The 24,015-nt window shown below is 40.3% G+C and carries 32 protein-coding genes; 10 read left to right on the forward strand and 22 right to left on the reverse strand.

Annotated elements, in window-relative coordinates:
* Positions 1-115: 115 nt before the first annotated feature.
* Positions 116-1,468, forward strand: coding sequence for an IS1182 family transposase (locus MHI58_RS10450; RefSeq protein WP_045035328.1), 1,353 nt, complete (start codon positions 116-118; stop codon positions 1,466-1,468).
* A 127-nt stretch (positions 1,469-1,595) separates the two neighbouring features.
* On the opposite strand, the gene MHI58_RS10455 is transcribed toward MHI58_RS10450, so the two are convergent.
* From MHI58_RS10455 to MHI58_RS10475, 5 genes are all read right to left on the reverse strand, one after another.
* The gene (locus MHI58_RS10455; RefSeq protein ID WP_017367458.1) at positions 1,596-2,426 is read right to left on the reverse strand and encodes a D-alanyl-D-alanine carboxypeptidase family protein; all 831 of its coding nucleotides are present in this window, start codon (positions 2,424-2,426) and stop codon (positions 1,596-1,598) included.
* Positions 2,427-2,494: 68 nt separating this feature from the next.
* On the reverse strand, positions 2,495-3,190 hold the full coding sequence (gene deoD, locus MHI58_RS10460; RefSeq protein WP_007500754.1) for a purine-nucleoside phosphorylase: 696 nt from the start codon (positions 3,188-3,190) through the stop codon (positions 2,495-2,497).
* 110 nt (positions 3,191-3,300) lie between these two features.
* Complete coding sequence (locus MHI58_RS10465; RefSeq protein ID WP_007500756.1) at positions 3,301-3,618, reverse strand: hypothetical protein; 318 nt, start codon at positions 3,616-3,618, stop codon at positions 3,301-3,303.
* 54 nt (positions 3,619-3,672) lie between these two features.
* Entirely contained in the window at positions 3,673-4,281 is a 609-nt protein-coding gene (locus tag MHI58_RS10470) for a phosphatase PAP2 family protein (RefSeq protein ID WP_045035066.1), read from the reverse strand.
* A 51-nt stretch (positions 4,282-4,332) separates the two neighbouring features.
* Positions 4,333-4,503, reverse strand: a complete 171-nt coding sequence (locus MHI58_RS10475; protein WP_008346445.1) for a YozD family protein — start codon at positions 4,501-4,503, stop codon at positions 4,333-4,335.
* A gap of 118 nt (positions 4,504-4,621) precedes the next feature.
* On the opposite strand from MHI58_RS10475, the gene MHI58_RS10480 reads away from it, so the two are divergent.
* Positions 4,622-4,756, forward strand: a complete 135-nt coding sequence (locus MHI58_RS10480; protein ID WP_017359686.1) for a hypothetical protein — start codon at positions 4,622-4,624, stop codon at positions 4,754-4,756.
* Here MHI58_RS10480 and MHI58_RS10485 read toward each other — a convergent pair.
* The 7 genes from MHI58_RS10485 to cgeC form a co-directional block, all read right to left on the reverse strand.
* Positions 4,753-5,433, reverse strand: a complete 681-nt coding sequence (locus MHI58_RS10485; RefSeq protein ID WP_008346441.1) for a hypothetical protein — start codon at positions 5,431-5,433, stop codon at positions 4,753-4,755. The two genes, MHI58_RS10480 and MHI58_RS10485, sit on opposite strands and share 4 nt — an antisense overlap.
* A gap of 147 nt (positions 5,434-5,580) precedes the next feature.
* Complete coding sequence (locus MHI58_RS10490; protein ID WP_003215834.1) at positions 5,581-5,805, reverse strand: YozE family protein; 225 nt, start codon at positions 5,803-5,805, stop codon at positions 5,581-5,583.
* A 79-nt stretch (positions 5,806-5,884) separates the two neighbouring features.
* Positions 5,885-6,166, reverse strand: coding sequence for a YokU family protein (locus MHI58_RS10495; RefSeq protein ID WP_024718564.1), 282 nt, complete (start codon positions 6,164-6,166; stop codon positions 5,885-5,887).
* A 2-nt stretch (positions 6,167-6,168) separates the two neighbouring features.
* Entirely contained in the window at positions 6,169-7,569 is a 1,401-nt protein-coding gene (gene ablA / locus MHI58_RS10500) for a lysine 2,3-aminomutase (protein WP_045035065.1), read from the reverse strand.
* Positions 7,570-7,685: 116 nt separating this feature from the next.
* Positions 7,686-9,062: a sigma-54-dependent Fis family transcriptional regulator gene (locus MHI58_RS10505; protein ID WP_045035064.1), complete on the reverse strand. Its 1,377-nt coding sequence runs from the start codon at positions 9,060-9,062 to the stop codon at positions 7,686-7,688.
* A 156-nt stretch (positions 9,063-9,218) separates the two neighbouring features.
* The gene (locus MHI58_RS10510) at positions 9,219-10,514 is read right to left on the reverse strand and encodes a glycosyltransferase family 2 protein (protein WP_045035063.1); all 1,296 of its coding nucleotides are present in this window, start codon (positions 10,512-10,514) and stop codon (positions 9,219-9,221) included.
* Positions 10,515-10,532: 18 nt separating this feature from the next.
* Positions 10,533-10,853, reverse strand: coding sequence for a spore maturation protein CgeC (gene cgeC / locus MHI58_RS10515; RefSeq protein WP_007500768.1), 321 nt, complete (start codon positions 10,851-10,853; stop codon positions 10,533-10,535).
* Positions 10,854-11,061: 208 nt separating this feature from the next.
* Here cgeC and MHI58_RS10520 point away from each other — a divergent pair, with 208 nt between their 5' ends.
* Positions 11,062-11,463, forward strand: coding sequence for a hypothetical protein (locus tag MHI58_RS10520; RefSeq protein WP_007500770.1), 402 nt, complete (start codon positions 11,062-11,064; stop codon positions 11,461-11,463).
* A gap of 183 nt (positions 11,464-11,646) precedes the next feature.
* The gene (locus MHI58_RS10525) at positions 11,647-12,441 is read left to right on the forward strand and encodes a DUF3880 domain-containing protein (RefSeq protein ID WP_231101331.1); all 795 of its coding nucleotides are present in this window, start codon (positions 11,647-11,649) and stop codon (positions 12,439-12,441) included.
* 28 nt (positions 12,442-12,469) lie between these two features.
* On the opposite strand, the gene MHI58_RS10530 is transcribed toward MHI58_RS10525, so the two are convergent.
* The gene (locus MHI58_RS10530; RefSeq protein ID WP_045035061.1) at positions 12,470-13,192 is read right to left on the reverse strand and encodes an acylneuraminate cytidylyltransferase; all 723 of its coding nucleotides are present in this window, start codon (positions 13,190-13,192) and stop codon (positions 12,470-12,472) included.
* A 254-nt stretch (positions 13,193-13,446) separates the two neighbouring features.
* Between MHI58_RS10530 and MHI58_RS10535 the strand changes: the two genes are divergently transcribed.
* Positions 13,447-14,475, forward strand: coding sequence for an SDR family NAD(P)-dependent oxidoreductase (locus tag MHI58_RS10535; protein ID WP_045035060.1), 1,029 nt, complete (start codon positions 13,447-13,449; stop codon positions 14,473-14,475).
* Positions 14,476-14,528: 53 nt separating this feature from the next.
* On the opposite strand, the gene msrB is transcribed toward MHI58_RS10535, so the two are convergent.
* Positions 14,529-14,960, reverse strand: a complete 432-nt coding sequence (gene msrB, locus MHI58_RS10540; RefSeq protein ID WP_045035059.1) for a peptide-methionine (R)-S-oxide reductase MsrB — start codon at positions 14,958-14,960, stop codon at positions 14,529-14,531.
* Complete coding sequence (msrA, locus tag MHI58_RS10545) at positions 14,960-15,493, reverse strand: peptide-methionine (S)-S-oxide reductase MsrA (protein ID WP_041507060.1); 534 nt, start codon at positions 15,491-15,493, stop codon at positions 14,960-14,962. Before msrA ends, msrB begins: the two co-directional genes overlap by 1 nt.
* Before the next feature lie 138 nt (positions 15,494-15,631).
* Here msrA and MHI58_RS10550 point away from each other — a divergent pair, with 138 nt between their 5' ends.
* The 3 genes from MHI58_RS10550 (at position 15,632) to MHI58_RS10560 (ending at position 17,162) form a co-directional block, all read left to right on the forward strand.
* Positions 15,632-16,063 (forward strand): MarR family transcriptional regulator, encoded by a 432-nt coding sequence (locus MHI58_RS10550; protein ID WP_007500780.1) that lies wholly within the window; start codon positions 15,632-15,634, stop codon positions 16,061-16,063.
* 52 nt (positions 16,064-16,115) lie between these two features.
* A complete protein-coding gene (locus MHI58_RS10555; protein ID WP_008346413.1) occupies positions 16,116-16,376 on the forward strand; it encodes a hypothetical protein in 261 nt (86 codons plus the stop codon).
* Between the two features lie 117 nt (positions 16,377-16,493).
* On the forward strand, positions 16,494-17,162 hold the full coding sequence (locus tag MHI58_RS10560; RefSeq protein ID WP_045035058.1) for a DUF4397 domain-containing protein: 669 nt from the start codon (positions 16,494-16,496) through the stop codon (positions 17,160-17,162).
* 192 nt (positions 17,163-17,354) lie between these two features.
* On the opposite strand, the gene ypmT is transcribed toward MHI58_RS10560, so the two are convergent.
* The 7 genes from ypmT to ilvA form a co-directional block, all read right to left on the reverse strand.
* Positions 17,355-17,552 carry a protein YpmT gene (gene ypmT, locus MHI58_RS10565; protein ID WP_008346409.1) on the reverse strand — a complete coding sequence of 66 codons (198 nt, stop codon included), beginning with the start codon at positions 17,550-17,552 and terminating at the stop codon, positions 17,355-17,357.
* Positions 17,553-17,576: 24 nt separating this feature from the next.
* The gene (locus tag MHI58_RS10570; RefSeq protein ID WP_024718556.1) at positions 17,577-18,143 is read right to left on the reverse strand and encodes a YpmS family protein; all 567 of its coding nucleotides are present in this window, start codon (positions 18,141-18,143) and stop codon (positions 17,577-17,579) included.
* A 9-nt stretch (positions 18,144-18,152) separates the two neighbouring features.
* A complete protein-coding gene (locus MHI58_RS10575; RefSeq protein ID WP_017359696.1) occupies positions 18,153-18,914 on the reverse strand; it encodes an SGNH/GDSL hydrolase family protein in 762 nt (253 codons plus the stop codon).
* A 69-nt stretch (positions 18,915-18,983) separates the two neighbouring features.
* Positions 18,984-19,574, reverse strand: coding sequence for an SCO family protein (locus MHI58_RS10580; protein ID WP_045035057.1), 591 nt, complete (start codon positions 19,572-19,574; stop codon positions 18,984-18,986).
* Positions 19,575-19,596: 22 nt separating this feature from the next.
* Positions 19,597-20,439: a DegV family protein gene (locus MHI58_RS10585; protein WP_017359697.1), complete on the reverse strand. Its 843-nt coding sequence runs from the start codon at positions 20,437-20,439 to the stop codon at positions 19,597-19,599.
* 187 nt (positions 20,440-20,626) lie between these two features.
* Positions 20,627-20,878 carry a YpmP family protein gene (locus tag MHI58_RS10590; protein WP_008346400.1) on the reverse strand — a complete coding sequence of 84 codons (252 nt, stop codon included), beginning with the start codon at positions 20,876-20,878 and terminating at the stop codon, positions 20,627-20,629.
* A gap of 36 nt (positions 20,879-20,914) precedes the next feature.
* Complete coding sequence (gene ilvA, locus MHI58_RS10595) at positions 20,915-22,183, reverse strand: threonine ammonia-lyase IlvA (RefSeq protein ID WP_045035067.1); 1,269 nt, start codon at positions 22,181-22,183, stop codon at positions 20,915-20,917.
* A 180-nt stretch (positions 22,184-22,363) separates the two neighbouring features.
* On the opposite strand from ilvA, the gene MHI58_RS10600 reads away from it, so the two are divergent.
* Together MHI58_RS10600 and MHI58_RS10605 are read left to right on the forward strand one after the other, a co-directional pair.
* Positions 22,364-23,332, forward strand: a complete 969-nt coding sequence (locus MHI58_RS10600) for a sigma 54-interacting transcriptional regulator (RefSeq protein WP_024718555.1) — start codon at positions 22,364-22,366, stop codon at positions 23,330-23,332.
* 13 nt (positions 23,333-23,345) lie between these two features.
* Entirely contained in the window at positions 23,346-23,981 is a 636-nt protein-coding gene (locus tag MHI58_RS10605; protein WP_008346394.1) for a hemolysin III family protein, read from the forward strand.
* Positions 23,982-24,015 lie beyond the last annotated feature (34 nt).

A 24,015-nucleotide genomic window follows, 5' to 3' on the forward strand; every position in this document is an offset into this window, starting at 1 on the left:
CTTTGGGAGGCCTCAGGCTGTCGAGAAAATCTCGACAGCTTTATTTTTTCCCTTAAATTTTCCACTACCCCATTTTATAATAGAGAAAAGCATACTAAAGGAAGGTGTTTTTCTCATGTTCCACACTAGAAATTCTTCTCAGCACGAAGCCGAATTTGTATTACTAGATCAACTGGTCGAAGAGGATCACCTGCTTCGTAAAATTGATCAATACATTGATTTTTCATTTATCATAGACAAAGTAAAACCATATTATAGTGAGAATAAAGGTCGTCCTTCTCTCGATCCACTCATTTTGTTCAAAATGATGTTCATCGGATACCTGTATGGTATCCGTTCTGAAAGACAACTTGAAAAAGAAATTTACTATAACATGGCGTATAGATGGTTTTTAGGTTTGAACATCAATGACCCCGTTCCTCATCACTCGACCATTAGCTGGAATCGTCGTACTCGATTCAAAGATACAACGATTTTTCAAGACATTTTCGACGAGATCGTGCTTCAAGCTATCAATCATGATATGGTAGGAGGCCGCGTTCTTTTTACTGACTCCACTCATCTTAAAGCCAATGCCAATAAACATAAATATACGAGAAAAACGATTGAGCAGGATACCCAGAACTATATAAATGATTTAGAAGAAGCGATCCAAGAAGATCGGGTGGCACACGGAAAAAAGCCCTTAAAGGTAAAAGAGGAGGTGAAAACGGAAAAAGACATTCGTCAAAGTACGACTGATCCTGAAAGTGGCTATCTTTATCGTGAAAACAAACCGGAAGGCTTTTTCTACCTAGACCACCGTACAACGGATATGAAGTACAATATCATCACGGATGCCCACATCACGCCCGGTAATGTCCATGATTCTGTTCCGTATCTTGATCGGTTGGATCACCAAATCGCACGATTTGGTTTTCAAGTAGAAGCTGTTGCCCTTGATTCTGGTTATTTGACGACCCCAATCTGTAAAGGTTTATCAGATCGCCGTATTTTTGGTGTCATCGCACATAGACGCTTTCATCCAACAAGAGGTTTATTTGAGAAGTGGAAATTCAAGTATGACTCTGAACATGATCATTACATATGCCCAAATGGTGAGAAGCTATTATATACAACAACTGATCGAAAAGGTTATAGGTTCTACAAATCAGATCCTAAAAAATGTACATCGTGTCCTTTCCTTGAAAGATGCACAAGGTCGAAAAATCATCAAAAAGTCATCTCAAGACACATATGGGAAGAACATAAAGAAAAGATCAGACAAAATCGTCTATCTGTCTCTGGAAAAGAGCTATATAAAAAAAGAAAAGAAAAAATAGAGCGAAGCTTTGCAGATTCAAAACAACTGCACGGGCTTCGCTACTGCCGGTTGAGGGGAAAACAAAATGTGAGTGAGCAAGTTCTTCTCACAGCTGCCTGTCAGAACATGAAGAAGATTGCCACACATCTAGCGAAGCTAGGTTAGGTGTGTGGGAGGCCTTTTTCATTCAATCTCATCCATCATCATTACGATGAAAATAAAAAAGATTGTAGAAAAACATGAGTTTCTCTACAATCTGAGGCCTCCCAGCTTTGGGAGGCCTTTTATTTGTTTATATTTTCTTCACTTTGTTCATGTACTCTTCAAATGTTAAATCATGATCATGCATCGCTTTTGCAGCTTCTTTCCCTACATAGCGCAGGTGCCACGGCTCATATTCATATTTCGTGATGTCTTCTTTCCCTTTTGGATAACGAATGATAAAGCCATATTTATAAGCATTTTTGGCTACCCATTTACCATCAGGTGTTTCACCAAATTTTTCAGAGATTTCAAAGCCGGCACTTTTTGAGGAAATATCCATAGCTAGACCTGTTTGATGTTCACTTTCCCCTGGTAAGGCTACGGCTTCTTGGGCTTTTTCTTTCCCTTTTAGTTTCACTTCACTATCAAAAATGACTTTTTGACGGTCATAGGAACGATAGCCCGATACTGCAGCAAGCTCAAAGTTTTCCTTTTTAGCACCTTTGAATAACTTCGCAAGTGCCTCCGCTGCTTCTTTTCGAATATATCGTTTTTCAATATCCTCTGAAAAAGAGAATTCCACTTTTGGTACAACGAGATCAGAAGGTTTATAGGTTCCTGGCAGTGCATATTCTTTGTTCACTAAAGCAAGCACATTTTCAGGGTTTTGAATGGTCTTCAGTCCGCTCACTACCTTGATGTCATTGAAATATTCACTCTTTAACGTCAGCTCTTGATTAGATGAATCTGCCGTATCGTTTGAGTTTTGCTGGGGTGATGAACTTGCTGCGTTCTTTTGTTCGTTTGTTTTGTTAGATTCAGTGGTACCGCTTTTCTGATCCAGCAACTGGCAGCCTGATAATGCGGCCGTCAAACCAAGAATCGATGCGATTGAGAGTATTTTATAGCTTTTCTTCATGACATACCTTCCTTTTGCTCTACTAAAAAAATAAAGATGCGCTACATCGTAGCACACCCATTATACTATTATAAAACAGAATCTAGTGCAATTAAGATCATTTCGTCAAATGTCGTTTGACGCTCTTCAGCAGTTGTTTCTTCTCCTGTTAGCACATGATCACTCACTGTCAGAATCGACAACGCTTTTCTGCCAAATTTTGCAGCAAGCGTATAAAGAGCCGTTGTCTCCATTTCGATCGCTAGAATTCCATATTGGTCCATCAGCTCAAGTGGTTTTTCATTATAAAATTGGTCTGCTGTAAATACATTCCCAACACGCACAGCTACATTTTTCGCTTCTGCTGTGTCGTAGGCTTTTTTCAGTAAACCAAAATCAGCACATGGTGCGTAATCAATCGGTCCAAATGCCACACGGTTCATTTGAGAATCTGTTGATGATGTTTGAGCTAAGATGACGTCACGTACATTGACATCTTTTTTGATCGCTCCGCAAGAACCGACACGGATTAAGTTTTGAACATCATAGCTTTGGATCAGCTCATTCACATAGATCGAAATAGACGGTACGCCCATTCCAGTACCTTGTACAGAAATGCGTTTTCCTTTATATGTTCCAGTATAACCATACATGCCGCGCACTTCGTTATAGCACACAACATCTTCTAAATATGTATCTGCAATATATTTCGCACGAAGCGGATCGCCTGGCAGCAATACCGTTTCTGCAATTTGTCCTTTTTCTGCTCCAATATGTACACTCATTTTTTAGCCTCCACTTACGTTTAACATGTGTTTAGTCCCATTTATTATAAACGATTGAGATCAAAAAAGAAAATACCAGCTGAAAGTAAAGCTGGCATCGTCGTTTATATTTAACTCATCGTCATTAGGCGTTCACTGCGTTTCCATCCTGCCGGAAAGAGCTGGTAGTAGCACTTCCCTTTTTTCTGGTCATCAATCACAACGATATCCCCTGTTGTGATAAACCGTGCATTGTAATCATTAGGGACTGTATCTTGTACATTAAATGTCGAGAATGCTTTTTCCAGTACATCAAGGTGTGTCCTGCCGCCAATCTTTGTCCGGTACACAGGCTGATGCCCGCTTTCTGCACCATATTCAGGTGTTTGATAAATGGTTAAGTGATAAGCTGAAGGTTTCTTTTGAAAAAATCTCAATGTCAATTGCATTCAAATCCCTCCCCTTTTATATAAAATTGGCTGGGATCTATGAATTTCCTTCTTCTATTTTTGTCGAATGACGGACAATTTTTCGTCAATCTTTTTACATATGAGAAATAAAGCTAGTCCTATCGCAAAGCCCCCTGCTACATCAGTGACATAATGAACACCGATATACATCCTGCTGATGCCGATCATCAGCACACAACATCCTGTCACCATGTAGACTGCTTTTTGTCTCTTTTTCAGCCACGGAACCATTTCAATTAATAGATAGGCGATAAATGGATAGATCGTTGCCGCATTCATAGAATGACCGCTCGGAAAGCTGTAATAGATCTCATTCACTAGATGATCAAAGGCTGGACGCTCTCTAGCAAACAGTCCTTTCAGTTCATGATTGACCGTTTTTTCTGCTATATATAGTAGAAAAAGCAGCATAATAGAGTGGTAGCGTTTATACATAAACAGCACCACGCTAAAGATGAGCATGATTGGGACAAGCAGCGCACTGATACCAAAGTCAGTCAAAGTCAGCATGACATCATTTAAAAAAGGAAGTCTGATGTTTTCAAACGATAAGATGATCTGGTTGTCCAACTCCTGGAACATGCCAGACACCATAAGCGCTGCGATGGCGCCAAACAAAAGGAAAAAAATGATGACATACACGCGAAACAATTCCCCTCCCTTTCTACTCAGAATCTCTTCAAAGTATAGTGCCTACCGCGCCTCTTCTTCAACTATCATTGCTTTCCTCAGCATATATTCAAATGTAATATCGGCAAGCTCAAACGTTTCCAGCTCAGATGGTATGTACCCTCTTTTGACCAGCTCCGTGTAGAAGAATTCTGCAATTTCCTCTGTATCAATCACCAAATCTGCTTCTTTCATTGCTTTCCGCCTCCTTTTTATGATGTATGAACGCTGCCTTATTTTTATTACAGTTTGTCATAATGGCTTATTCCATACATATAAATGCAGTAAACGAAAAGAAAAGGGGCATGAGGCAATGAAATGGTTAAGCATTTTAGATGGACATACTTTTGATCAGGTGATGGGCCGTATCTTGAGGGGTTGGTTTTATGTGATTGCTTTTTTCTGTGTTCCTTACTTTTTATTCGTGTTAGGACAAGTCTTCTTTTAACCAAAATGCTCGTTTAAACTTTCCAAAATAAAGTCCATCATATCCTTATATTCTGGGTCTTTGAAAAATTCATAGAGAATTTTATAATCATTGTAAATGTCAAGAAGCTCATCCACTATAGATACAGCGAGAAATTCTAGTGATGCTTCGCTTTCTTGTTTCTCTTCTAACTGTAATAGAGCGGTTTGCACCATATCTTCCTCTATTTCTTTTGAGGTTTCTCCAACGTAATGCACAAAAAGAAGCTGATGAACAAACTGATCCATCTCATATTTCCTTAGGACAAGCGTCAAGTCTTCTTCTTCTGTTTCCAGCCATTCTCCGTCTTTTAACCTTGTCAGTTCATAAATGACATCTTCCCAGCCATCTTCAAGGTAGCGCCATATCTCAGTCCGATGGCCAATGATTTTAAATAGCTCTTTCCCGTAATCCTTTACATATACAACATCGCCAATGAGGAACTCATATTCAATGTCCAGCTTTTCCGTATCTACAATCACCCCGTCGTACTCATCGTAAAGCTGGAGTGATGTTTCAAAATAAAGCACCTCATTATGATTGACCTCATATAGATAATGTTGGTCAATTTGATGGACTTTTGTTATCGTTCCAACTGTGCCGTACATGACAACGACGACAATATCCCCTACTTTATATTTTGGTGCTTTCGCCTTCATTCTGTCTCCCCCTTGCCCGACTTTTGGTCTTAACGTATCGTATGCCGGCGCAAGGAATTCTGCATGGGCAACCACACCATGCAAAACGCCATTTTATTTCTTCATGAAAAAACCGCTTCTTCCATACGGAACAAGCGGTTGTGTGTGTTATTTTTTTTTGACTTCTACTTCGTATTGCTCAAAAGCCTCATCAAATGTCGTCATGGAGCTTAAATAGTCCCCATTTAACTCTAAATAGGCACATAGCTCATGATAATCAGTGGATGCTTTAGGAAAGCTGTGATCTTCATAAGCAGCATTTGCAAAATGACTGATTTCATCCTTCGGTTTTGGATGTCTGTACTTCATTAAATAATGGTAAAACGACTTCACCTGTTTTTCCCTCCGCGACACTCTATTTTGTTGTTATATTATACAGGAATTTGATGACTTGTATAGGCGGAGGTACAACTTATGAAGAAAAATCAAAGTAATTACGCTTTAATAACCGCTCCATGCTCATTAATTCTTCATATGAGATTTTTTCTGGAAGTTTTGTTTGATCGACTAAAATTAATTGATCTTCTATCTCTTTTACTGTCTCATCCTTCTGATACGTCATCCCGCAATGCGTGCAAGAAATCGAAGGCGTTTCCAAAATCTCAATCGATTGTGTGCCCGTGATGAGTTCCCAATAGACTGTGGTCTGTCCTGCGTTCGCTTTCTTCTCCTCACACCAATCACATGTCAGCAACGTTATTTCTCCTCCTTTACGGTTTGTTCTTTTTTGAGCTGGGCTTGATATTTCTTCTCTTTTAATTCATCTCGTTTTTCGCGTTTGTTTTTGAGCGTATCATGTTCAGGATTCGTTTCATAAGACTCTCTTCGTTTCATTCGGCTTAAATTTTCAGGCGTAAAGGATCTTGCTTCATCCTCAAATAGAGCTGTTATGCCAATGGCCGGTTCTTTCTTTTCTTCATAGATTTCATTAAAATACGCATCCGCTTGGCCTGCGACGTAATGTTCCGGCTCCGGATAAGAGGTGATCACACCTTCAAAGTTACGCAGGACCACTTTCTCTGGGCTTTGAGATAATAAATAATTTGGCTGTAAGGTGATCTTACCTCCTCCGCCTGGTGCATCTACAACAAAGCTTGGCACAGCATAACCACTCGTATGTCCTCTTAAGCCTTCAATGATTTCAAGGCCTTTTGAAACAGGTGTTCTAAAGTGGCCGATCCCCTCAGATAAATCACATTGATAAATATAATAAGGTCTGACGCGAATCATGACGAGATCATGCATCAGCTTCTTCATAATTGGAACACTGTCGTTAATTCCTGCTAGGATCACCGCCTGATTGCCAACAGGGACGCCAGCATTGACAAGTCGCTCACACGCTTCTTTCGCTTCTTTTGTGATTTCAATGCTTGTATTAAAGTGAGTGTTCAGCCAAACCGGATGATATTTTTTTAAAATCTCACACAATTCATCTGTAATTCTCTGCGGAAACACGACCGGTGCACGTGTTCCAATTCGAATGATTTCAACGTGAGGAATGTCTCGTAAGTTTTTCAAAATGTATTCAAGCACTTGATCATTAATTAACAGCCCGTCACCGCCTGAAATTAACACATCCCGCACTTCAGGGGTTTCTCTAATATATCCAATGGCGGCATCTAATTGCTTTTTCGGCACGCCCATCCCGATCTGACCGGAAAAGCGCCTTCTCGTACAATAGCGGCAGTACATGGAGCACTGATTTGTGACAAGAAACAGCACACGATCTGGGTAGCGGTGCGTTAAACCTGGAACAGGTGAATCCTCATCTTCATGGAGCGGATCTTCGAGGTCATATTTTGTTTTATGAAGCTCCTCTGCAATCGGTACAGACTGCATACGAATTGGACATCTTGGATCGTCTGGATTCATCAGTGAGGCATAGTAGGGTGTTATGTTGAGTGGAATGGTTTTCGTGGAAATCTTCACCCCTTCTTTTTCCTCTTCTGTTAAGTTCACGACTTTTTCTAAATCTTCAAGCGTTTTGACCGTATGCGTCAGCTGCCAAATCCAGTCGTTCCACTTTTCCTCGGGTACGTCCTTCCAAAGTTCAATGTCCTTCCAATGTCGCGCAGGTTGATACAGTTTTTGATGCATATCCATTCCCCCTATCAGCATTCACTTTATACTATGCAAGTTATGTGCCAACATGGGAAAATGCCCCTATTCTTTACAAAAGGAGCTTTTCCGTCACATTCACCTGTTTGAAGTGCCTACTTTTCGGCATCTGTATATTTTTTTAGTTTATACTGCAATGTTTGTCGAGGAATTTTTAAAGCGGCTGCCGTTTGCTTAATATTCCCTGCGTGCTGTCTTAAAGCTTCTTGAATCAGCGTTTGTTCAAATGACGTCACTTGACTTTTTAATGAGGACTCTGGCGGATGACTTTCTATCTGATGCGTCCGCAAATGGGCAGGGAGATATGCTGGGGTGATTTCTTCTGCTTCCTTTGGCATCATCAAGACGGCATGCTCGATCGTATGTTTTAATTCTCTCACATTCCCTGGCCATTGATGGGCCATAAATACTTGGACAGTTTCTTCAGAAAGGCGGTTGACGTTTTTAGAAAATTGATGATGATACGTTTGAATAAAGTGGCGGGATAACAGCTGGATATCATGCTTCCTTGTGCGAAGCGGCGGGATATGAAATGATGACACATGCAGTCTATAAAATAAGTCTTCTCTTAACATTTGCTTTTTAACGGCTTCAAATGGGTCGATATTGAGTGCCGTAATCACTCTGACATTTACTTGAACCGCTTTTGCATCACCTATCCGGCGGACGACACCATCCTCTAACACACGCAGTAATTTTGTTTGAAGCGTAAGCGGCATCGCTTGCAGCTCATCAAGAAAAAGCGTACCGCCATCTGCTAACTCAAACAGCCCCTTGCGATCTATTGCGCCCGTATAACTTCCTTTGACAGACCCGAATAACAGACTTTCAAGTAGCGATTCTGGAAGGGCAGCGCAGTTTTGCGGGATAAAGACTTGATCTTTCCGATCAGATGCATGAACAATCGCTTGTACGAGTACCTCTTTTCCTGTCCCAGTTTCCCCGAAGACCATAACGGATGAAGGATATGCAGCAGCTTTTTTCGCTTTCTCCAGCATCTCTTTTAAGTGTGGATCATTTGTTAAAAATGAAGAAAAATCATGCATTTGAGTGGAGCCAGGCGCACCATCCGTTCGCTTTTTTTGATCTAAACGATTCGAAAGTGCCGACAGCTTCGACACATCCTTCGCTACTTCTACCGCCCCAATTAACTTGCTGCCTTCTATAATGGGCAATGTGGTGTTGACGGTCTCAATTTTTTCTCCATTTTTATTCAAATAGGTTTGCAAAGAATGATAAATGGGTTTTCCTGTTCTAAGTACATGCATGAGTGTACTTGTCTTTTCAGTTAATGAAGGATACACATCCAGTATGTACTTGCCAATCACCTCTTCTTTCGCTAAACAGTCGAACTTCGCTGCATTATGATTATAAAAGATGGTGACCCCTTGATCGTCTACAACGTGAATCGCTTCATCGATGGCTTCTAAAATTAATTCAAACCAATCCGCTCTTTCGACAACCTTCCCCACTATTTCCCCCTCACTTTCTATGCCGAAAATCCGGCACTGTATTGCCCAATTTTCAGCGGCTTGATGATATTCAACGTGTTCCCCTATCCTTTTCACGTTTCGCTTTTTCCTTTCGATCTCCTGCTTTTTTCGTCAATTCTAAAAAAAGCACCCCTCTTATAAGGAGTGCTTTCGCCCTGACGTTTGATAAAGAGACAAGTCAAATTCCTGAAGTGACTCCATATACAGCGGCACAATTGGCTTTCCTTCTTGAAAACATGCAAATTGAGAAGGTTGTAGTTTGATTGGCTGATGGTAAAACGCAAATATTTTCACTACCTCAGGGACAATTCGGCAAAAGGTATCATGCACAAATAAATAGACATCTTGTTTCCATTTAAACAGCCGTCTATTTGGCGGGCTGAATATAGGAGATACTTGAATGATCTTGCCCTCCTCAAACGTCTCCAGCTGCTGTTTTGTTACCGTGTATATCTCCTTTTGATGAAACTGAAAATATTGCACATCACGTCTTGAAGCAAACCGCCTTTTTGTCTGATGTTCAATATAATAAAATGTTCTGCCGTTATCTGCGGTGACGACTGTATAATTCGGGACTGTCAGCGGCTCGTTCATTTCATATTTCATCGCACATAACGAGGGAACACGAATCGCACGCCTGTTCTTTTCATTCACCCAGCGCCTGTCAATGCGATGAAGATATCCGCTAGCGATTTGATAATAAGCGCCTTCTCTTTCAATCACAGCTCCGTCAATTAAATCGTAGGGCATACTCGCAAACATATGATGGAATGATTGTGGCGTTTTATATGTGGTATCAAGTACTTCTTGTAATGGAAAGAACGCAGCAAAATGATTCAGTCTCATCCAAAACACAGAGTCAGCATGATGCCAATGTTTCGGTTCATCGGCCCAGTATTGTCCGTATTTTTCATGAATAAGCGGAAGCAGCCGGCTTCTATGCATAACAGAGCAATGGTCGACTTGAAAGGATGCATGCTCCAACACTTGATCTGCTTCTCGAACGAAGCTCGCCGTTTCCACCAAATGCTGATTCACATGCACGACACGCTGCGAGGAATAGACGATATCTATGTGAGGCTTCGATTGAAAAACCTCGACCATTTTCTCTAAACGATCTTTTCTGTAGACTGTATCATCAGTTACATAACAAACCAGCTCACCTGTTATACGTGTTAATGCTTCATTAATTAGCGTTGCATAACGTACAGTCTTCAGCCGGTTTGCAGGATGAATTTGATGAGAATACAATTGAATGCGCTTATCCACTAAATAAGGCTGCATCTTTTGGATCGTTTCTTGTTCAGAGCCATCATCCATGATCAAAAGCTCCCAATGCTGATACGTTTGTTCTACCACACTCTTTAGCACACGTTCAATGAAATCAGGTTTGTTGTAGCTTGTTAATATCACTGATACTTTCATGACCATTATCCTTTTTTAAATAGATTAAAAAGCCCCCCAGCTGACAATGTTCACATAAGGAACACTTACTCTTAGTTGATTTGTCGCATTTTTAAAGACTGCTACTGAGTCAAACAATTGTACGACAACCACGTTTTGCAGCACATCTCCATTGACTAAATGAACACGCGGCAGCGGAATGCCGAGCTCAAGCCACGGGCGCAGCAATTCTTTAATCTCTGACGCACTCCCTTCCTCACTTTCCTCTAAAAGATGAAGAAGAAGTATAATCAACACAACTTCAAGTATTCCTTCTGTTTCTAGTAATTCTTCGTTCCAGCCATTTAATAGTTGTTCAAATTCCATTCAGATTCCCTCTTTCTTCTCGTTTGATCTTTACTAGAGTATGAGGATCACTTCATTTAGCATCAGCATTTGAAAACATTTTTCAAAAATGTGTGAAGTCATTAAATGAAAAAAAGAACAAGGAATGAGCATTCTGCTTATACCAAAAAAAGAGAACGGCATATACATAGTGGTGTGTTTGAATGGATGAAGAAAGGATGGGGAAAACATGAGCGAAAAGCGTGCCGAATTAAAAAAAGAGCTATTAAAGCTGTTTTTCAAACCGCTTAGTCATGCGTTAACAGTTAATCTCGAAGAAGGAGGAGTTCAAGTGGAAGAAAAATTGAACGATTTATTTAGTGAGGTGGCTGCTGAAGCATCACCTTCAGATTCTGCTACAACACTCGACGTATCTCAACCAGCAAGATGGATTTTCGCAAGACTTGCACCTGGAACAGTCATTAGCATTGTCATGGACTCAGGTGACTTAATCGGACCCGTACAATTCGTATCATTCGATGCTTCAACAGGTGTTGTTTTCGTCACACAAGAAAGCTCTGTGACACCTACGGGCTCTGCAACGACTCTATTAGATGTAGATAAAGTAGAAAGTGTTACGTTCACATCTTAATGTGAGAGGGCCATCATGAAGCTTCTTTATATCAGCTCTGGCTACGGTGGAATCTATCGGATGTTCGATCAATGGATAGAAGATAGCTTCATTGATTCCCCCTTTTCATGCGTCAAGCTGGAAAGGGAAACTCTACCCGCTCATATGCACAAAATCCGGACATTTTCTCCGGATTTTGTTTTCATGATGATCGGTGACCATATTCCAACAGAACTGCTTCATCAATTCAAACAAGAAAAGATCCCCGTTGTACTGTGGATGACAGAAGACCCTTTTTATATAGATGTGTCAGCCGCATGCGCAAATGATGCACAGTTGATCTTAACGATTGACGAAGGTGCTTTGTCATTTTACAAACAACTGGGCGCTGATCACACGCACTACTTTCCCATTCCGACCAATACACACGTATTTCAGAAAAAAGAATCACCACATGAGTCGTGCATCTATGACATTGCACTCATTGGCTACCCTTATCCAAACCGCATCAAAGCCATCGATACACTCTTACATCAAAACAAATGGCGCATTCTCGTTGCAGGTAAAGAATGGCATCGCCAGTTGAATAAATCACGTAGACGATATCGCGATCTCACACTGATGACCCACTGGCTGAATCCCGAGCAGATGGCAGATATCTATCAAACATCAGCCATTGTTCTGAATCCGCACAGACCCGCGCAATTTGCCTATAATCAAAACAAAGCCAATGTTCAAAATATGAGCCTCAACAACAGAGCTTTTGATATCGCTGCAAGCGGAGGCTTTCAGTTGACAGATCTACAACCGTCACAGGCATTTTCAAGCTTCGCTTTTTACACACATGAAAACGATTTGATTGAACAGGTCGAGCACTATGTAACAACCCCTCAACAAAGACAATCGGTTGCAGAGAACAATTACGAGCAAGTCGTTCGCTGGAACACATTTGATACGCTGCCATACAGACTTTATGAAATAGTCAAAAGCGCCCTATGACCGGGCGCTTTTTCTAATTGCCATCATCTTATGCTGTTCCTTCTGCATCTTGTCGAGCCAATAAAATCTTCTCTGCCTTTTTCCGATCTTCCTCACTTTTCACAACAAGCGATTGCGTATGATCCATCATATATGCACCAACAGATCCTTCTAAAAAGGAATGAATGCATTCTTTTGCATATGGAACATGAAACGCATAGACAGCTCCATTTAAACGCCCATACGTATAAGGGTGCTCCTGAGTTGGTACAAAAAAATAATGATTGTCCTTATACAGGCTGGCTTCATTGGTGTCATGAAGTGTCCAAGTTTCATTTGGATTTTCTAACGCCTCTGTAAAAGAAGCCGCACAATCATATCCCCCCTCTACTAGAAGCTGTAAGCAGTTCTCAATATCTGCCGTCTGCCTTAGTGGTGATGATGGATGCAAATACAAAACAATATCAAACGTCTTTCCCTCTCGTTCTAAATAAGCAAGTGCATGCTTCACAGCTACTAAAGAAGGTGTTTGTTCTGTCACATGTGTGCTTGGCAGTTCAATCACATTTGCTCCATAGTGGGACGAAATGATTTGAGTATTCACATCCTCTGAAGATACGATGACTTCATCTAATTCAATCATTTGTAATAATGGCTGAATGGTCCAATAGATCAGCGGCCGCTCCGCCAATACGCGAATGTGTTCAGCATGATGTCCCTGCTTGCTGCTAAAAGCTGGTATCATAGCTAAAATACGATTTCCCCTATACATGTATGATCTTCTCCCCTCGCGCAGCTCAGTATCAGAGAATAAATTCTGAGAGCTGAACTGATCACCGTACTGAAGTTCTTTAGGTGCCTCGCTATTCTACTTAATCTTCTATCTCTACATATTCTATTAAGTCGTCAAGCAGATGGTTATAATTGGTTCACCTAATTTATGCATGAAGTGGTTCTTTTCCTCAAACGTCTTCCACTCTTTCACATATGATGCAAAGTAGAGAAATGAGAGTTGGGGGATTAGATATGTCCAAACAAATAGAAACGAGTTTGAAGACCTTTTTTCGTGACAAAATCATCTTGGTCACAGGCGGTACGGGTTCGATTGGCCGGCAGATTGTGAAAAAATTAACAGCCTGCTCTCCTAAAAAGGTCATTGTCTTCAGTAAAGATGACAGTAAACAATACATGATGAAAAATGAATATGCGGCAAATCCAGAGGTTGTATTTGCACTTGGAGATGTGAGGGATGCCAGCCGCGTCAGGCAGCTTGTCAAAGGGGTAGATATCATCTTCCATGCAGCTGCACTCAAACAAGTACCCACCTGCGAAGATAATCCGTTTGAAGCTGTCCAAACCAACATCATCGGCGGACAGCATGTCATTGAAGCAGCACTTGAACATGAAGTTAGTCATGTTGTCAACATTTCAACTGACAAAGCGGTTTCTCCGACAAATGCCATGGGAGCTACAAAATTAATTTCAGAAAAATTGTTTTTTCAAGCGAATGAAAGTATTTCAAATCAGAAAACGAAGTTTTGCTCTGTCCGGTTTGGCAATGTGCTTGGATCAAGGGGTTCCGTCATCCCCATCATGCTTCAACAGTTGTTAAATGAACAACCTCTAACTGTAACTGATCCTAAGATGACACGCTTTTTTATGTCTATCGAAGAAGCTGTATCTCTCACGCTTGAAGCAGCTATCATGATGAAAGGCGGCGAAACATTCATCCTCAAGATGGAGTCATTACAGCTGGCTGATCTATTGAAAGCATTTCATGAATATGCCGGTCTGATCAATGTTCCTTCTCCTGATATTCTCGTTGTCGGAAAAAGACCTGGAGAAAAACTTCACGAGGAGCTCACATTCCCTCACGAGGCAGATGCACTGTTTGAACATGAACAATTTTATGCCATTTTACCAAGACCACATCTTCACCCTCATTTTCAAAAAGTTCATTTGACCCATTACACATCAAACGAAGCACCGCTCATTACAAAAGAGAAGCTGTTTCACATCATTGAACAATTACATCATACCCACCATAAAAAATAAAAAAATCGTCACACGGAAGCAGCTGACTTCCATGTGACGATTTTTAAAATCAATTATTGAAAGATGTGTTTCAAATGAGCATAGCCTTCTTTTTCAAGATCATCCTTCGGGATAAACTTTAAAGCGGCAGAATTAATACAATATCGAAGACCGTTTGGCCCTGGGCCGTCAGGGAATACATGACCAAGGTGAGAGTCGGCCGTCTTACTGCGAACTTCAGTCCGCACCATGCCATGGCTCGTATCTACTTTCTCTTCTACCTCTTGATCTTCAATCGGCTTTGTAAAACTTGGCCAGCCGCAATGGGCATCAAATTTATCTAAAGAAGAAAACAATGGCTTGCCTGAAATGATATCTACATAAATGCCCTCTTCCTTATGATCCCAAAATTCATTTTGAAATGGCGGCTCAGTGCCATTATTTTGCGTCACTTCGTACTGCATTCGGTTTAATTCTTTGATGCGCTGCTCTTTTTCGTTAGCCATTATTTATCACTCCAATGAGATTGAATAAAACCTGCTCTGCCCGAACCGACATGGTATCGTTCGTAGTGCATTTTGTTCTTTTTATAATAATGCTGATGATATTCCTCAGCAGGATAAAAAGGACCAGCCTCTAAAATTTCTGTCACGATTGGCTTTTGGAAAATTCCGCTTTGGCTCAGCTGCTCTTTTGATGTTTCTGCAAGTTGCCTTTGTTTTTCATTGTGGACATAAATCCCTGTACGGTAGGACTCTCCTCTATCACCAAATTGTCCTCCATCATCTGTTGGGTCTATTTGCTGCCAATATAGTTCTAATAGCTTCTCATACGGAAAAATGTCTGGATCAAAGGTAATTTGAACGGCTTCTCTATGGCCTGTCGTATTTGTACATACTTCTTCATAGGTTGGATTCACTGTATGTCCGCCAGTATACCCTGATTCAACTTTGATAATGCCTGGCTGTTCATCAAAAGGTTTAACCATACACCAGAAACAGCCTCCTGCAAATGTGGCTAATTCTTGTTTTTCAGACATATTAGTGCCCCCTTCATTTAAAAAATGGTATCATCATATTATAACATGATAAAAAATAATGAAAATGATACGACTTGTATACCTAAAAACAAAAGAAAGCATTCTGTCGTATCTTAAAATATAATGGGGGTTTAATGATTGGAACAAAGAAAACAAATGATGTATGAAATGGATACTTTACTGAGAACCGTATTTAAGCAAATACGTTATGAAATTAACAGCTTGCTTGAAAACGAATTATCTCGGAATGAATTTCTCATTTTAAATCTGCTGCGTGAACAAGGCGCAAAAAAAGTAACGGAATTCGCCTCAATTCTCGGTGTATCAGCAAGCCATATTACAGCTGTAACCGACACGCTTGTAGAAAAAGGCTGGATCACTCGTATCCGTTCAAAAGAGGATCGACGCATCATCAAAATCCACTTAACCGATAAGGGTAAGGAAATTACTGAGCATTTTGAGAAAAAGAAAACAGAATACTTCATGGAACGATTTGAATCATTTGATGATGAAGAACTGAAAACGATGATCAAGTTATTTAAAAAGCTGGATAAAAGTCAAAAGGATTAAGCATAGATTTTAGCGTGGAGGACATGCTACGGATAAAAAGGTGGAATGAACCATGACAAGTCCATATCTTTGTCCGAACTGCAAAACCAACAGAACGCGTTTTAACCTCATCGAGCAGCATTCAGAACCTGTGAAACTTGATCCAGCAACTGGAGCTATTGTCGAAACATATGAAGGAGATCAGCTTTCTCCTTTTCACATGAACTATCAAGGACCGAAAATCAAAGTCCAGTGCGGCGTTTGCGGATTAATTGAGGATGAAAAAACGTTCATTAAGCTGGCTGAATATCATCAATATTCATCTCCTTCTTAATACGAGAGCCTGACACTTTTTGTCAGGCTTTTTTCTATGTTTCTTTTGCCTATACAGATCGTCCCTTTCTTGCATACGCTACAAAAAACACATTGTAGAGAAAGAAGGGATAAAGACGTGCAGCAGCTCTACGAGATGAATCAATTTCTATATCGTCCATTAGCTACCTTTCCCCCATACCATCCGAGAAACACCATTTCCAAAGCTATTATTCGATTATTTCACGCTGCACCGGATTTAAGTGAGCTTGCTGTATTTGTAAATCAGCAGCCAATCCAAAAAAAGCTGCCATACGGTCAGCTGTCTGCTTATATGGAATGGGATGAGGGTGTTTATGAGATAGAAGTATTCAAGCTGGCTACAAAAGAAAGAATTCTTTCTTCTCGTATGATGATTAATGGAAACGAGACTTACACGCTATGTATCACAGGAGCTCGTACCGGCTTTGCGCTGCTCACAGAAAAGCAAGACTCGCTGATTAAGCAAGAAGAGCTATCAGCACTCACGTTTATCCAGCTGTCACCAGACCTCCCTTTCATTGATATATATGAACGAGATCAAGGCATGTTATCAAAGGAACTCGGATATGTGAACGGCACCCAAACCCACCACTTCTCTCCGAATAAGTATCACTTTGAATTAAAAGCTGCCGGTACTCAAAGTGTACTGCTTGATATTCCGAAAGTTCACCTGCAAACAAAGCGGGCCTATCTTATTTTACTTCATGGATTTGCAAACGGAGAGCCAGAGCTAATGGCAAAAGTCGTCTTGTCTCACCAAATGTAAAAAGAGCCTTTCCAAATGGAAAAGGCTCTTAGCGTGTAGACAAACAAACCCTCGCATTCGGTGTCAGTCCTGCGTGCTGGTGCTCACGAATGTCACATTCACTCTGCGCCGGTACTCGTCCTTCCTAGAATGCAAAGATTTTCAATCACGCTGAAAATAAGATAAATAGCCTTTCCAAATGGAAAAGGCTATTTACGAGACATCTTCAGCTTTTTCTTGTTTTTGAAAATCAAAAGCAAGAATCATGGTACCTAAAAATAATGCACAATAGGCGATATTTAAGTAAAACTGGTCGATATTTTCTGCTTTCAAATGAGAGGCAGCTGTCATGCCAAAGTATGCAGCAAATAAGAGCGACAGTAAACTAAAATATTGATAGACTCGCTTCATAGTTTCACTCCTGACTTACACGTTCTATTGCTTTGGATGATAATATGAGAATTCAATTTCATCATTCTCAAGATCAATTTTGTTCGCTTTGACATACATATCATTCGTCAGCGGCATTTCTGAAAGGCGCACTTCCACCGTTTTTTGGTCTGGTTTCACATGAACGAAATCAGGCAGTTCATAGAATTGACCCATGTAGCTTAAAACAAAACTGATTGGGATGCTTAATTGTCCAATTGAAAAGTCATCTACTTTCAGCAGAACATCCCCATTATCTTCAACAGATGGTGTAAATGATACATTTGCATTAATCGTTGAAGAAAAAGCTTTGATTGCACCTGTTACTTTCACATCTTGGTCAATCGCAACATGAAAATCGGGCATATCGCTTGATCCTTGGTTTTTCAAATAATCATTGACAAAGCTGGTAAGCGACTCTTTTGAACTAGAAATGTTAAAAGCATACTCGCTGTTCACTTCTTTTTTCGAAGCGGATTGATCGCTTGGCAGCAGCATGAAAATACCGCATACAAGAACAATCAATAGATTAATTGACAGTAAAATAAAAAATAAACTCTTCCATTTTTTCATCTTTTCACCCTATTCCTTCGGCAGTCCTTCTTTTTTCACTTCTGAGAATAAACGATTTGCCATAAGAGAGTACCCCTTTTGGTTTGGGTGGAAATCATCATCTGCCAGTAATTTTTCATCTTTATCATCTTCAAATAAATCTGCTACATCGATCATATCAGCATTGCCGTCTTTTTTTAGTTCTTTTTCGGCAGCAGCATTCCAGTCTTTGACGACCTCATCAATATCTCTCAGCTCAGACAAGCTGAACTTAAAAGGATTGTACATACTGACATACATGATCTTTGCATGGTCATTATGCTCCCTTAATTGAGCAAGAATGGTCTTAAAACGCTCTTCAAAAGGACCTTGCTCTTTTTGAAAAGGAGCAAATGTCAAGTTGAGCACATTTTGACGGACGACATGCATTAAGTCATTTCCGCCGATCGTAAAGAAAATATAATCAGCGTCTTTCAGTCCATCCTGCACTTTTTTTTCTTTTAATCTTTTTAATAAATCTACCGTTCTACTGCCTTTAATGGCATAGTTTTTTAATGTAACAGACTGTACACCGTCCACCGCTTCTATCTTGTCACGGGTGATGCCGGCATACCCTTTTTTATTTTGATCTCCGATTCCTTCTGTTAAGGAATCTCCAACCGCTGCGATCGTAATATGTTCTTTTACGTTTTGTGTGTCTTCTAGTTTATCCTTTATGCCAGCCTCTTGTGCGGAACATGCAGAAAGAACAAAAGCTAGAGACATCACAATCAAAATCAAACGAGCCTTCAAACGATGATGTCCCTCCTTTTTCTGATTAAAAAAGTGTATCATGTTTTCGCTCATTTGAACATCCTTATACTAGCTTCGATTCAGTGTTTTGATGTCCTTGATGATTTCATCATATGGCGTATTTTGAACACCATCATAGTTTTTCATCACTTTTCCTTCTTGATCAACGAGGAAAAACAGAGATTGGTGTATCACTTGGTCTTCGTCTTCAGGTTTTTTCACAATCGTCTTAAAGCTTTTCATTGCAAATTTTTCAATCGCTGACTGCGAGTAACCAGTGAGAAAATCCCAATTTTTAAAGGATAATGGATATGCTTTTGCAAATTTCTTTAGCTTTTTCGGTGAATCCACCTCTGGGTCGACGCTAAATGAAATGATGTGCGCATCCAATTTTTCTTCTTTTAACCGTTTTTGTAGCTCTGTCATATGTGCGGTCATCGGCGGGCAAATCGTTTCACAGCTTGTGAAAATAAAATCTGCCACCCAGACTTTCCCCTTTAAATCGTCGAGCGACACCTTTTGACCATCCTGGTTTTGATACTCAAACGGCTGGATTTGATAATTTAACGCATCCTTGATTTGTCCATTTGAACATGAGACTAAAAGAAGCACGCTTATGATCGTAAGCGCACCAAATAAGGCTCCCCTTTTTGTATACATGACAATTACATCCCCTTTTCAATCAATCGGTATAAAAAGTAAAGCCTATAGCGCCCTTACCAGTATGACAGGAAATAATCGGTGTTGTATAAGCGATGTCAACTAGTGCATCAGGTGTGTGATCAAGCAGTGCTGCTTTAAGCTTTTCTGCAAGTTCTAATGCGTCTGCATGTGCAATCCCAATTGCCTGAACGGTTTTCCCTTTCACCGCCTGTACATACTGTTTTGTCAAATAGCGGACAAGAGCGGAGTAACTTCTCACATTCGCTTCTGGTGTGTATATGCCGTCTGTTAAGCTGGCAATTGGTTTAATATGAAGAAGTGAACCGATCAGCGCCTTTCCTCTTCCAATTCGTCCACCTTTCACGAGATTTTCTAATGTATCGATTGTGACAAATAGCTTTGTTTTAAGACGAATTTTGTCCATTTCTTTGAGGATGTCATCACGGCTTGCCCCTTTTTTTGCAAGCTCTGCTGCTTTGGTGACTTGAAACCCTAAACCATAGGAAATAAAATTCGAATCGATGACAGTAATATTTCCGTCTACCATTTTAGAAGCGCTTTCAGCAGTTTGAACCGTACCACTCATCCCACCAGTTAAATGGATACTAATGACTTCGCTTCCATCTGCCGTCAGTTTTTCATATAATTCGACGAATTGACCGATGGCAGGTTGAGACGTTTTCGGCAGTTCCTCAGCGGCCTCCATTTTTTCAATAAATTCATCTGGCTGTATGTTCACTCGGTCAATATAATCAACCCCAGAAATGGAGATATTGAGCGGAATGACATGAATGGAAAGATCATTGATTTTTTCTTGCGGAAGGTCCACAGTTGAATCTGTTACAATTTTAATTTGTTTCACTATCGTCTCATCCTTGCTGTCTTAGTCTTTACATATGATATTACCTTATTTCGTGCATACTTGAAAACAACTGTCAGAACGTTTTTGAAATTGTCACATTTTCTTCTTTTCATGTAAAAAATCCTTGCCAAGATGAGTAGCCGCCATTTGAAAATGGCCGCTCACTCTCTTTAGCAAAGATTCCAATTTACGCATTGTGTTTTAGTGTAGGCTCTTGGTAGATCTGTTCATATGTGCTCCACTTGACGTTACGTTTCACATCCTCCCTGAAAGAGTACACATGCCTCTTTCCCTTAGATACATAGACTTTTTTCAAGAAAGCTTCAAGTCTAAAGGTGAGCATGAAACCATAGGATTCATCTCCCTTTAAAACAGGGACTTCTGTTACCTTGATCTGAGCTCCATCCATCCGTCTAAAACATATTGTTTTGAGCAGCACAAACGATCAATCCTCTTTTCCAATTATCTGCTAAGCCTAAATAAATAGGTGGAATAAATCTTGATCTTTATTCACTTCAACATAGTGGAAGCCTTTTTTATTCATTCGGTCAATCAGCGCTGCATAGTCATCTCTTTCTTTCAATTCGATCCCAACAAGCGCAGGTCCTTTGCTTCGGTTATTCTTTTTCGTATATTCAAAGCGTGAGATATCATCATTTGGCCCTAACACTTCATCTAAAAATTCCCTGAGAGCACCTGCTCTTTGCGGAAAATTAACGATGAAATAATGCTGGAGTCCTTCATAAATCATGGAGCGTTCCTTGATTTCTTGCATTCGGCCAATGTCATTATTGCCTCCGCTAACAATACAAACGACATTTTTCCCTTTAATCTCCTCACGATGTGCATCTAAAGCCGCGATCGGTAACGCACCTGCTGGCTCAGCTACAATTGCGCATTGATTATACAGCTCTAAAATGGTTGTACATACTTTTCCTTCTGGTACAAGACTAATCTTATCGACAACAGACTGAAGCGACGTAAACGTCTTTTCGCCAATCCGCTGAACCGCTGCTCCATCTACAAACTTATCTATTGAATCAAGTGTGACAACCTCCCCTTTCTCGTGGGAAGCATGAAGTGAGGCGGCACCAAGTGGCTCGACTGCAATAATTTCTGTTTCTGGTGCGATATTTTTAATATACGTGCCAACGCCAGATAACAAACCTCCGCCCCCAACACTTGCAAATAAAAAGTGAGGCTCCACTTCGATATCATTTAATATTTCTACAGCAGTTGTTCCTTGTCCTGCCATGACATCTAAATCATCAAATGGATGGATAAATTCCCGCTTTTCCTTATCTCCGCATTTGACTGCTTCATGATACGAATCATCAAAGGTATCTCCGGTTAAGATAATGTCAACATATTCTTTTCCGAAAAGCTCCACTTGAGATACTTTTTGCCTTGGTGTGGTAGCAGGCATAAAGATTTTCCCGTGGATACCTAAATATTTGCAAGAATAGGCAACGCCTTGTGCGTGATTTCCTGCACTGGCACAAACAATGCCGTTTTCTAGTTTTTCTTTTGGCAACTGGCTCATTTTATTAAAAGCGCCTCTTAATTTAAAAGAACGAACAACTTGCAGGTCCTCTCTTTTTAAGTAGACATTACATTCATATCGTTCAGAAAGTCGCTCATTTTTTTGAAGTGGTGTATGAATCACTACATCCTTCAAATTTTGATGGGCTTTTAAGATGTCTTTCACTTGAATTAGCGTGTTTTCTTTGAGCAACGGTTTCATGTACAAGATCCTTTCTCTTTAACCTTATTTAATTTGTCATTATAACATGAATATTCAAAAAATAAATCAATAGATCATGGATCGGAGATAAATTTCATGAACTTTTTCGTTTTTCTATACATTTGTTCTAATTGGGTGTTATAATAAAACCAATTAGAACCAAAAGAAAGGAATCGCTCGATGACCACACATCCGTTTGCTAATATATATGGAGAACACCAAGATATAAAACACGCCATTCATTTGGCAAAACAATTCACGAAAAACGATCAGCCTGTGTTGATCACAGGTGAAATTGGAACAGGCAAATCACGCTTTGCACAAGAAATGGCCCATTCATTTGCTGCGCAGGCTTCGATGAAATATATCTATTGCCCCATTGTAGATGAAGTGACTTTGCAGGAAGCATTTACTCATGCGGCAAATCATGTGCTTTATTTAGACGAAGTCAGCGCACTCAGTATTCCTATGCAGCATCAGGTCATTCGTTTTCTCGAAGATTCTCCTGCAACAAAAATCATTGCTTCTTCGTCTTTATCATTAGAGGCGATGAGCGTTTCGTCCAGTTTTTTACCTGAGCTGTTTTATCGGCTCAATGTGCTTCATATCCCTCTCCCGCCTTTAGAAGATCGAAAAACAGATATTCCTATTTTAACCGCTGCTTTCTTTCAAGAACTGAACATGACGCCTGATATCGACTCAAGTGTATGGGAAGTCTTACAGCAATATTCGTTTGAAGGGAATGTCCAGGAGCTCAAAAATATCGTTCATTATGCAGCCGCGATTCTCGAAGGGCAAACAGTTTTCTTGCATCACTTGCCACCTTTTGTATTATTACCTCAACAAACAGCTGGTAAAGGAAAAAAAGAAGAACACCAGCTCACGCTTATGGAGAAACAAGAATTTGTTTTCTTACTCGAAGCCATTAAGTCTCTAAATGAAAAAGGAGAAGCAGCCAGCAGACGTATCTTGTCTGAGTTAAGCAAACAAGGCGACATCCCGCTGACCCCTCAGCAAGTCAGGAGTCGATTAGATGATCTTGAGAAAAAAGCCTATGTGACAAAAGGGAAAGGCAGAGCTGGAACGAAGATTACACTTGAAGGTCTCTCATTTCTGAAGTCGCTTGATGGTTATATACCGGTTCAATAAAGGAGGACATCCATTGTTTACTGTAAAAGAAGAAATTGCCAACGCGATTACACATGGCATTGGCGTCATTTTATCCATTCCCGCCATTGTTTTTCTCGTTTTATTCGCTGTTCAATACGGCACTGTCACTGACATTATTAGCTTTTCGATATTTGGCGCGTCGATGCTGCTGCTTTATTTAAGCTCTACTTTGCTTCATAGCATTCGGCACAAAAAAACAAAAGATGTATTTGAAATCCTTGACCACTCTGCGATTTATGTATTGATTGCTGGTACATATACGCCATTTTTGCTTGGCCCATTAAAAGGCGCACTTGGCTATACTCTTCTTGCAATCGTATGGGCGCTTGCTGCAGGCGGTATCGTTTTTAAAATCTTTTTCGTCAAACGGTTTATCATTGTATCCACCCTTGTTTATTTATTAATGGGCTGGATGATTATCATCGCAATTAAACCTCTGTACATTCAATTAACAGGAGCTGGATTCAGCCTCTTACTATTAGGCGGTATTTTGTATTCAGTCGGAACGATCTTTTATATTTGGCGGAAAATTCCCTATCATCATGCGATTTGGCACAGCTTTGTTCTCGGCGGAAGTGCATCCATGTTCTTCTGCATTCTATTTTATTGTGTCAACATCCCAGCATGATCAAAAAACCAGCATCCACATTCGGATGCTGGTT

The organism is Bacillus sp. FSL K6-2869 (assembly GCF_040869405.1).
In the GTDB taxonomy this organism is placed as follows: Bacteria; Bacillota; Bacilli; order Bacillales; family Bacillaceae; genus Bacillus; species Bacillus altitudinis.

Excerpts from the sequence above, each read along its gene's own strand:
- msrA (WP_041507060.1), bottom strand. The coding sequence starts at position 15,493 with ATGTCTGAAAAACAAGAATTAGCCACATTTGCAGGAGGCTGTTTCTGG.
- MHI58_RS10510 (WP_045035063.1), bottom strand. The coding sequence starts at position 10,514 with ATGGTCATGAAAGTATCAGTGATATTAACAAGCTACAACAAACCTGAT.
- ilvA (WP_045035067.1), bottom strand. The coding sequence starts at position 22,183 with ATGAAACCGTTGCTCAAAGAAAACACGCTAATTCAAGTGAAAGACATC.
- MHI58_RS10485 (WP_008346441.1), bottom strand. The coding sequence starts at position 5,433 with ATGAAGGCGAAAGCACCAAAATATAAAGTAGGGGATATTGTCGTCGTT.
- deoD (WP_007500754.1), bottom strand. The coding sequence starts at position 3,190 with ATGAGTGTACATATTGGAGCAGAAAAAGGACAAATTGCAGAAACGGTA.
- msrB (WP_045035059.1), bottom strand. The coding sequence starts at position 14,960 with ATGGCTAACGAAAAAGAGCAGCGCATCAAAGAATTAAACCGAATGCAG.
- MHI58_RS10530 (WP_045035061.1), bottom strand. The coding sequence starts at position 13,192 with ATGTATAGGGGAAATCGTATTTTAGCTATGATACCAGCTTTTAGCAGC.
- MHI58_RS10570 (WP_024718556.1), bottom strand. The coding sequence starts at position 18,143 with ATGAAAAAATGGAAGAGTTTATTTTTTATTTTACTGTCAATTAATCTA.
- MHI58_RS10520 (WP_007500770.1), top strand. The coding sequence starts at position 11,062 with ATGAGCGAAAAGCGTGCCGAATTAAAAAAAGAGCTATTAAAGCTGTTT.
- MHI58_RS10535 (WP_045035060.1), top strand. The coding sequence starts at position 13,447 with ATGTCCAAACAAATAGAAACGAGTTTGAAGACCTTTTTTCGTGACAAA.
- MHI58_RS10450 (WP_045035328.1), top strand. The coding sequence starts at position 116 with ATGTTCCACACTAGAAATTCTTCTCAGCACGAAGCCGAATTTGTATTA.
- MHI58_RS10465 (WP_007500756.1), bottom strand. The coding sequence starts at position 3,618 with ATGCAATTGACATTGAGATTTTTTCAAAAGAAACCTTCAGCTTATCAC.
- MHI58_RS10455 (WP_017367458.1), bottom strand. The coding sequence starts at position 2,426 with ATGAAGAAAAGCTATAAAATACTCTCAATCGCATCGATTCTTGGTTTG.
- ablA (WP_045035065.1), bottom strand. The coding sequence starts at position 7,569 with ATGCATCAAAAACTGTATCAACCTGCGCGACATTGGAAGGACATTGAA.
- MHI58_RS10555 (WP_008346413.1), top strand. The coding sequence starts at position 16,116 with ATGACAAGTCCATATCTTTGTCCGAACTGCAAAACCAACAGAACGCGT.
- cgeC (WP_007500768.1), bottom strand. The coding sequence starts at position 10,853 with ATGGAATTTGAACAACTATTAAATGGCTGGAACGAAGAATTACTAGAA.
- MHI58_RS10525 (WP_231101331.1), top strand. The coding sequence starts at position 11,647 with ATGATGATCGGTGACCATATTCCAACAGAACTGCTTCATCAATTCAAA.
- MHI58_RS10480 (WP_017359686.1), top strand. The coding sequence starts at position 4,622 with ATGAAATGGTTAAGCATTTTAGATGGACATACTTTTGATCAGGTGATG.
- MHI58_RS10580 (WP_045035057.1), bottom strand. The coding sequence starts at position 19,574 with ATGTATACAAAAAGGGGAGCCTTATTTGGTGCGCTTACGATCATAAGC.
- MHI58_RS10475 (WP_008346445.1), bottom strand. The coding sequence starts at position 4,503 with ATGAAAGAAGCAGATTTGGTGATTGATACAGAGGAAATTGCAGAATTC.
- MHI58_RS10600 (WP_024718555.1), top strand. The coding sequence starts at position 22,364 with ATGACCACACATCCGTTTGCTAATATATATGGAGAACACCAAGATATA.
- ypmT (WP_008346409.1), bottom strand. The coding sequence starts at position 17,552 with ATGAAGCGAGTCTATCAATATTTTAGTTTACTGTCGCTCTTATTTGCT.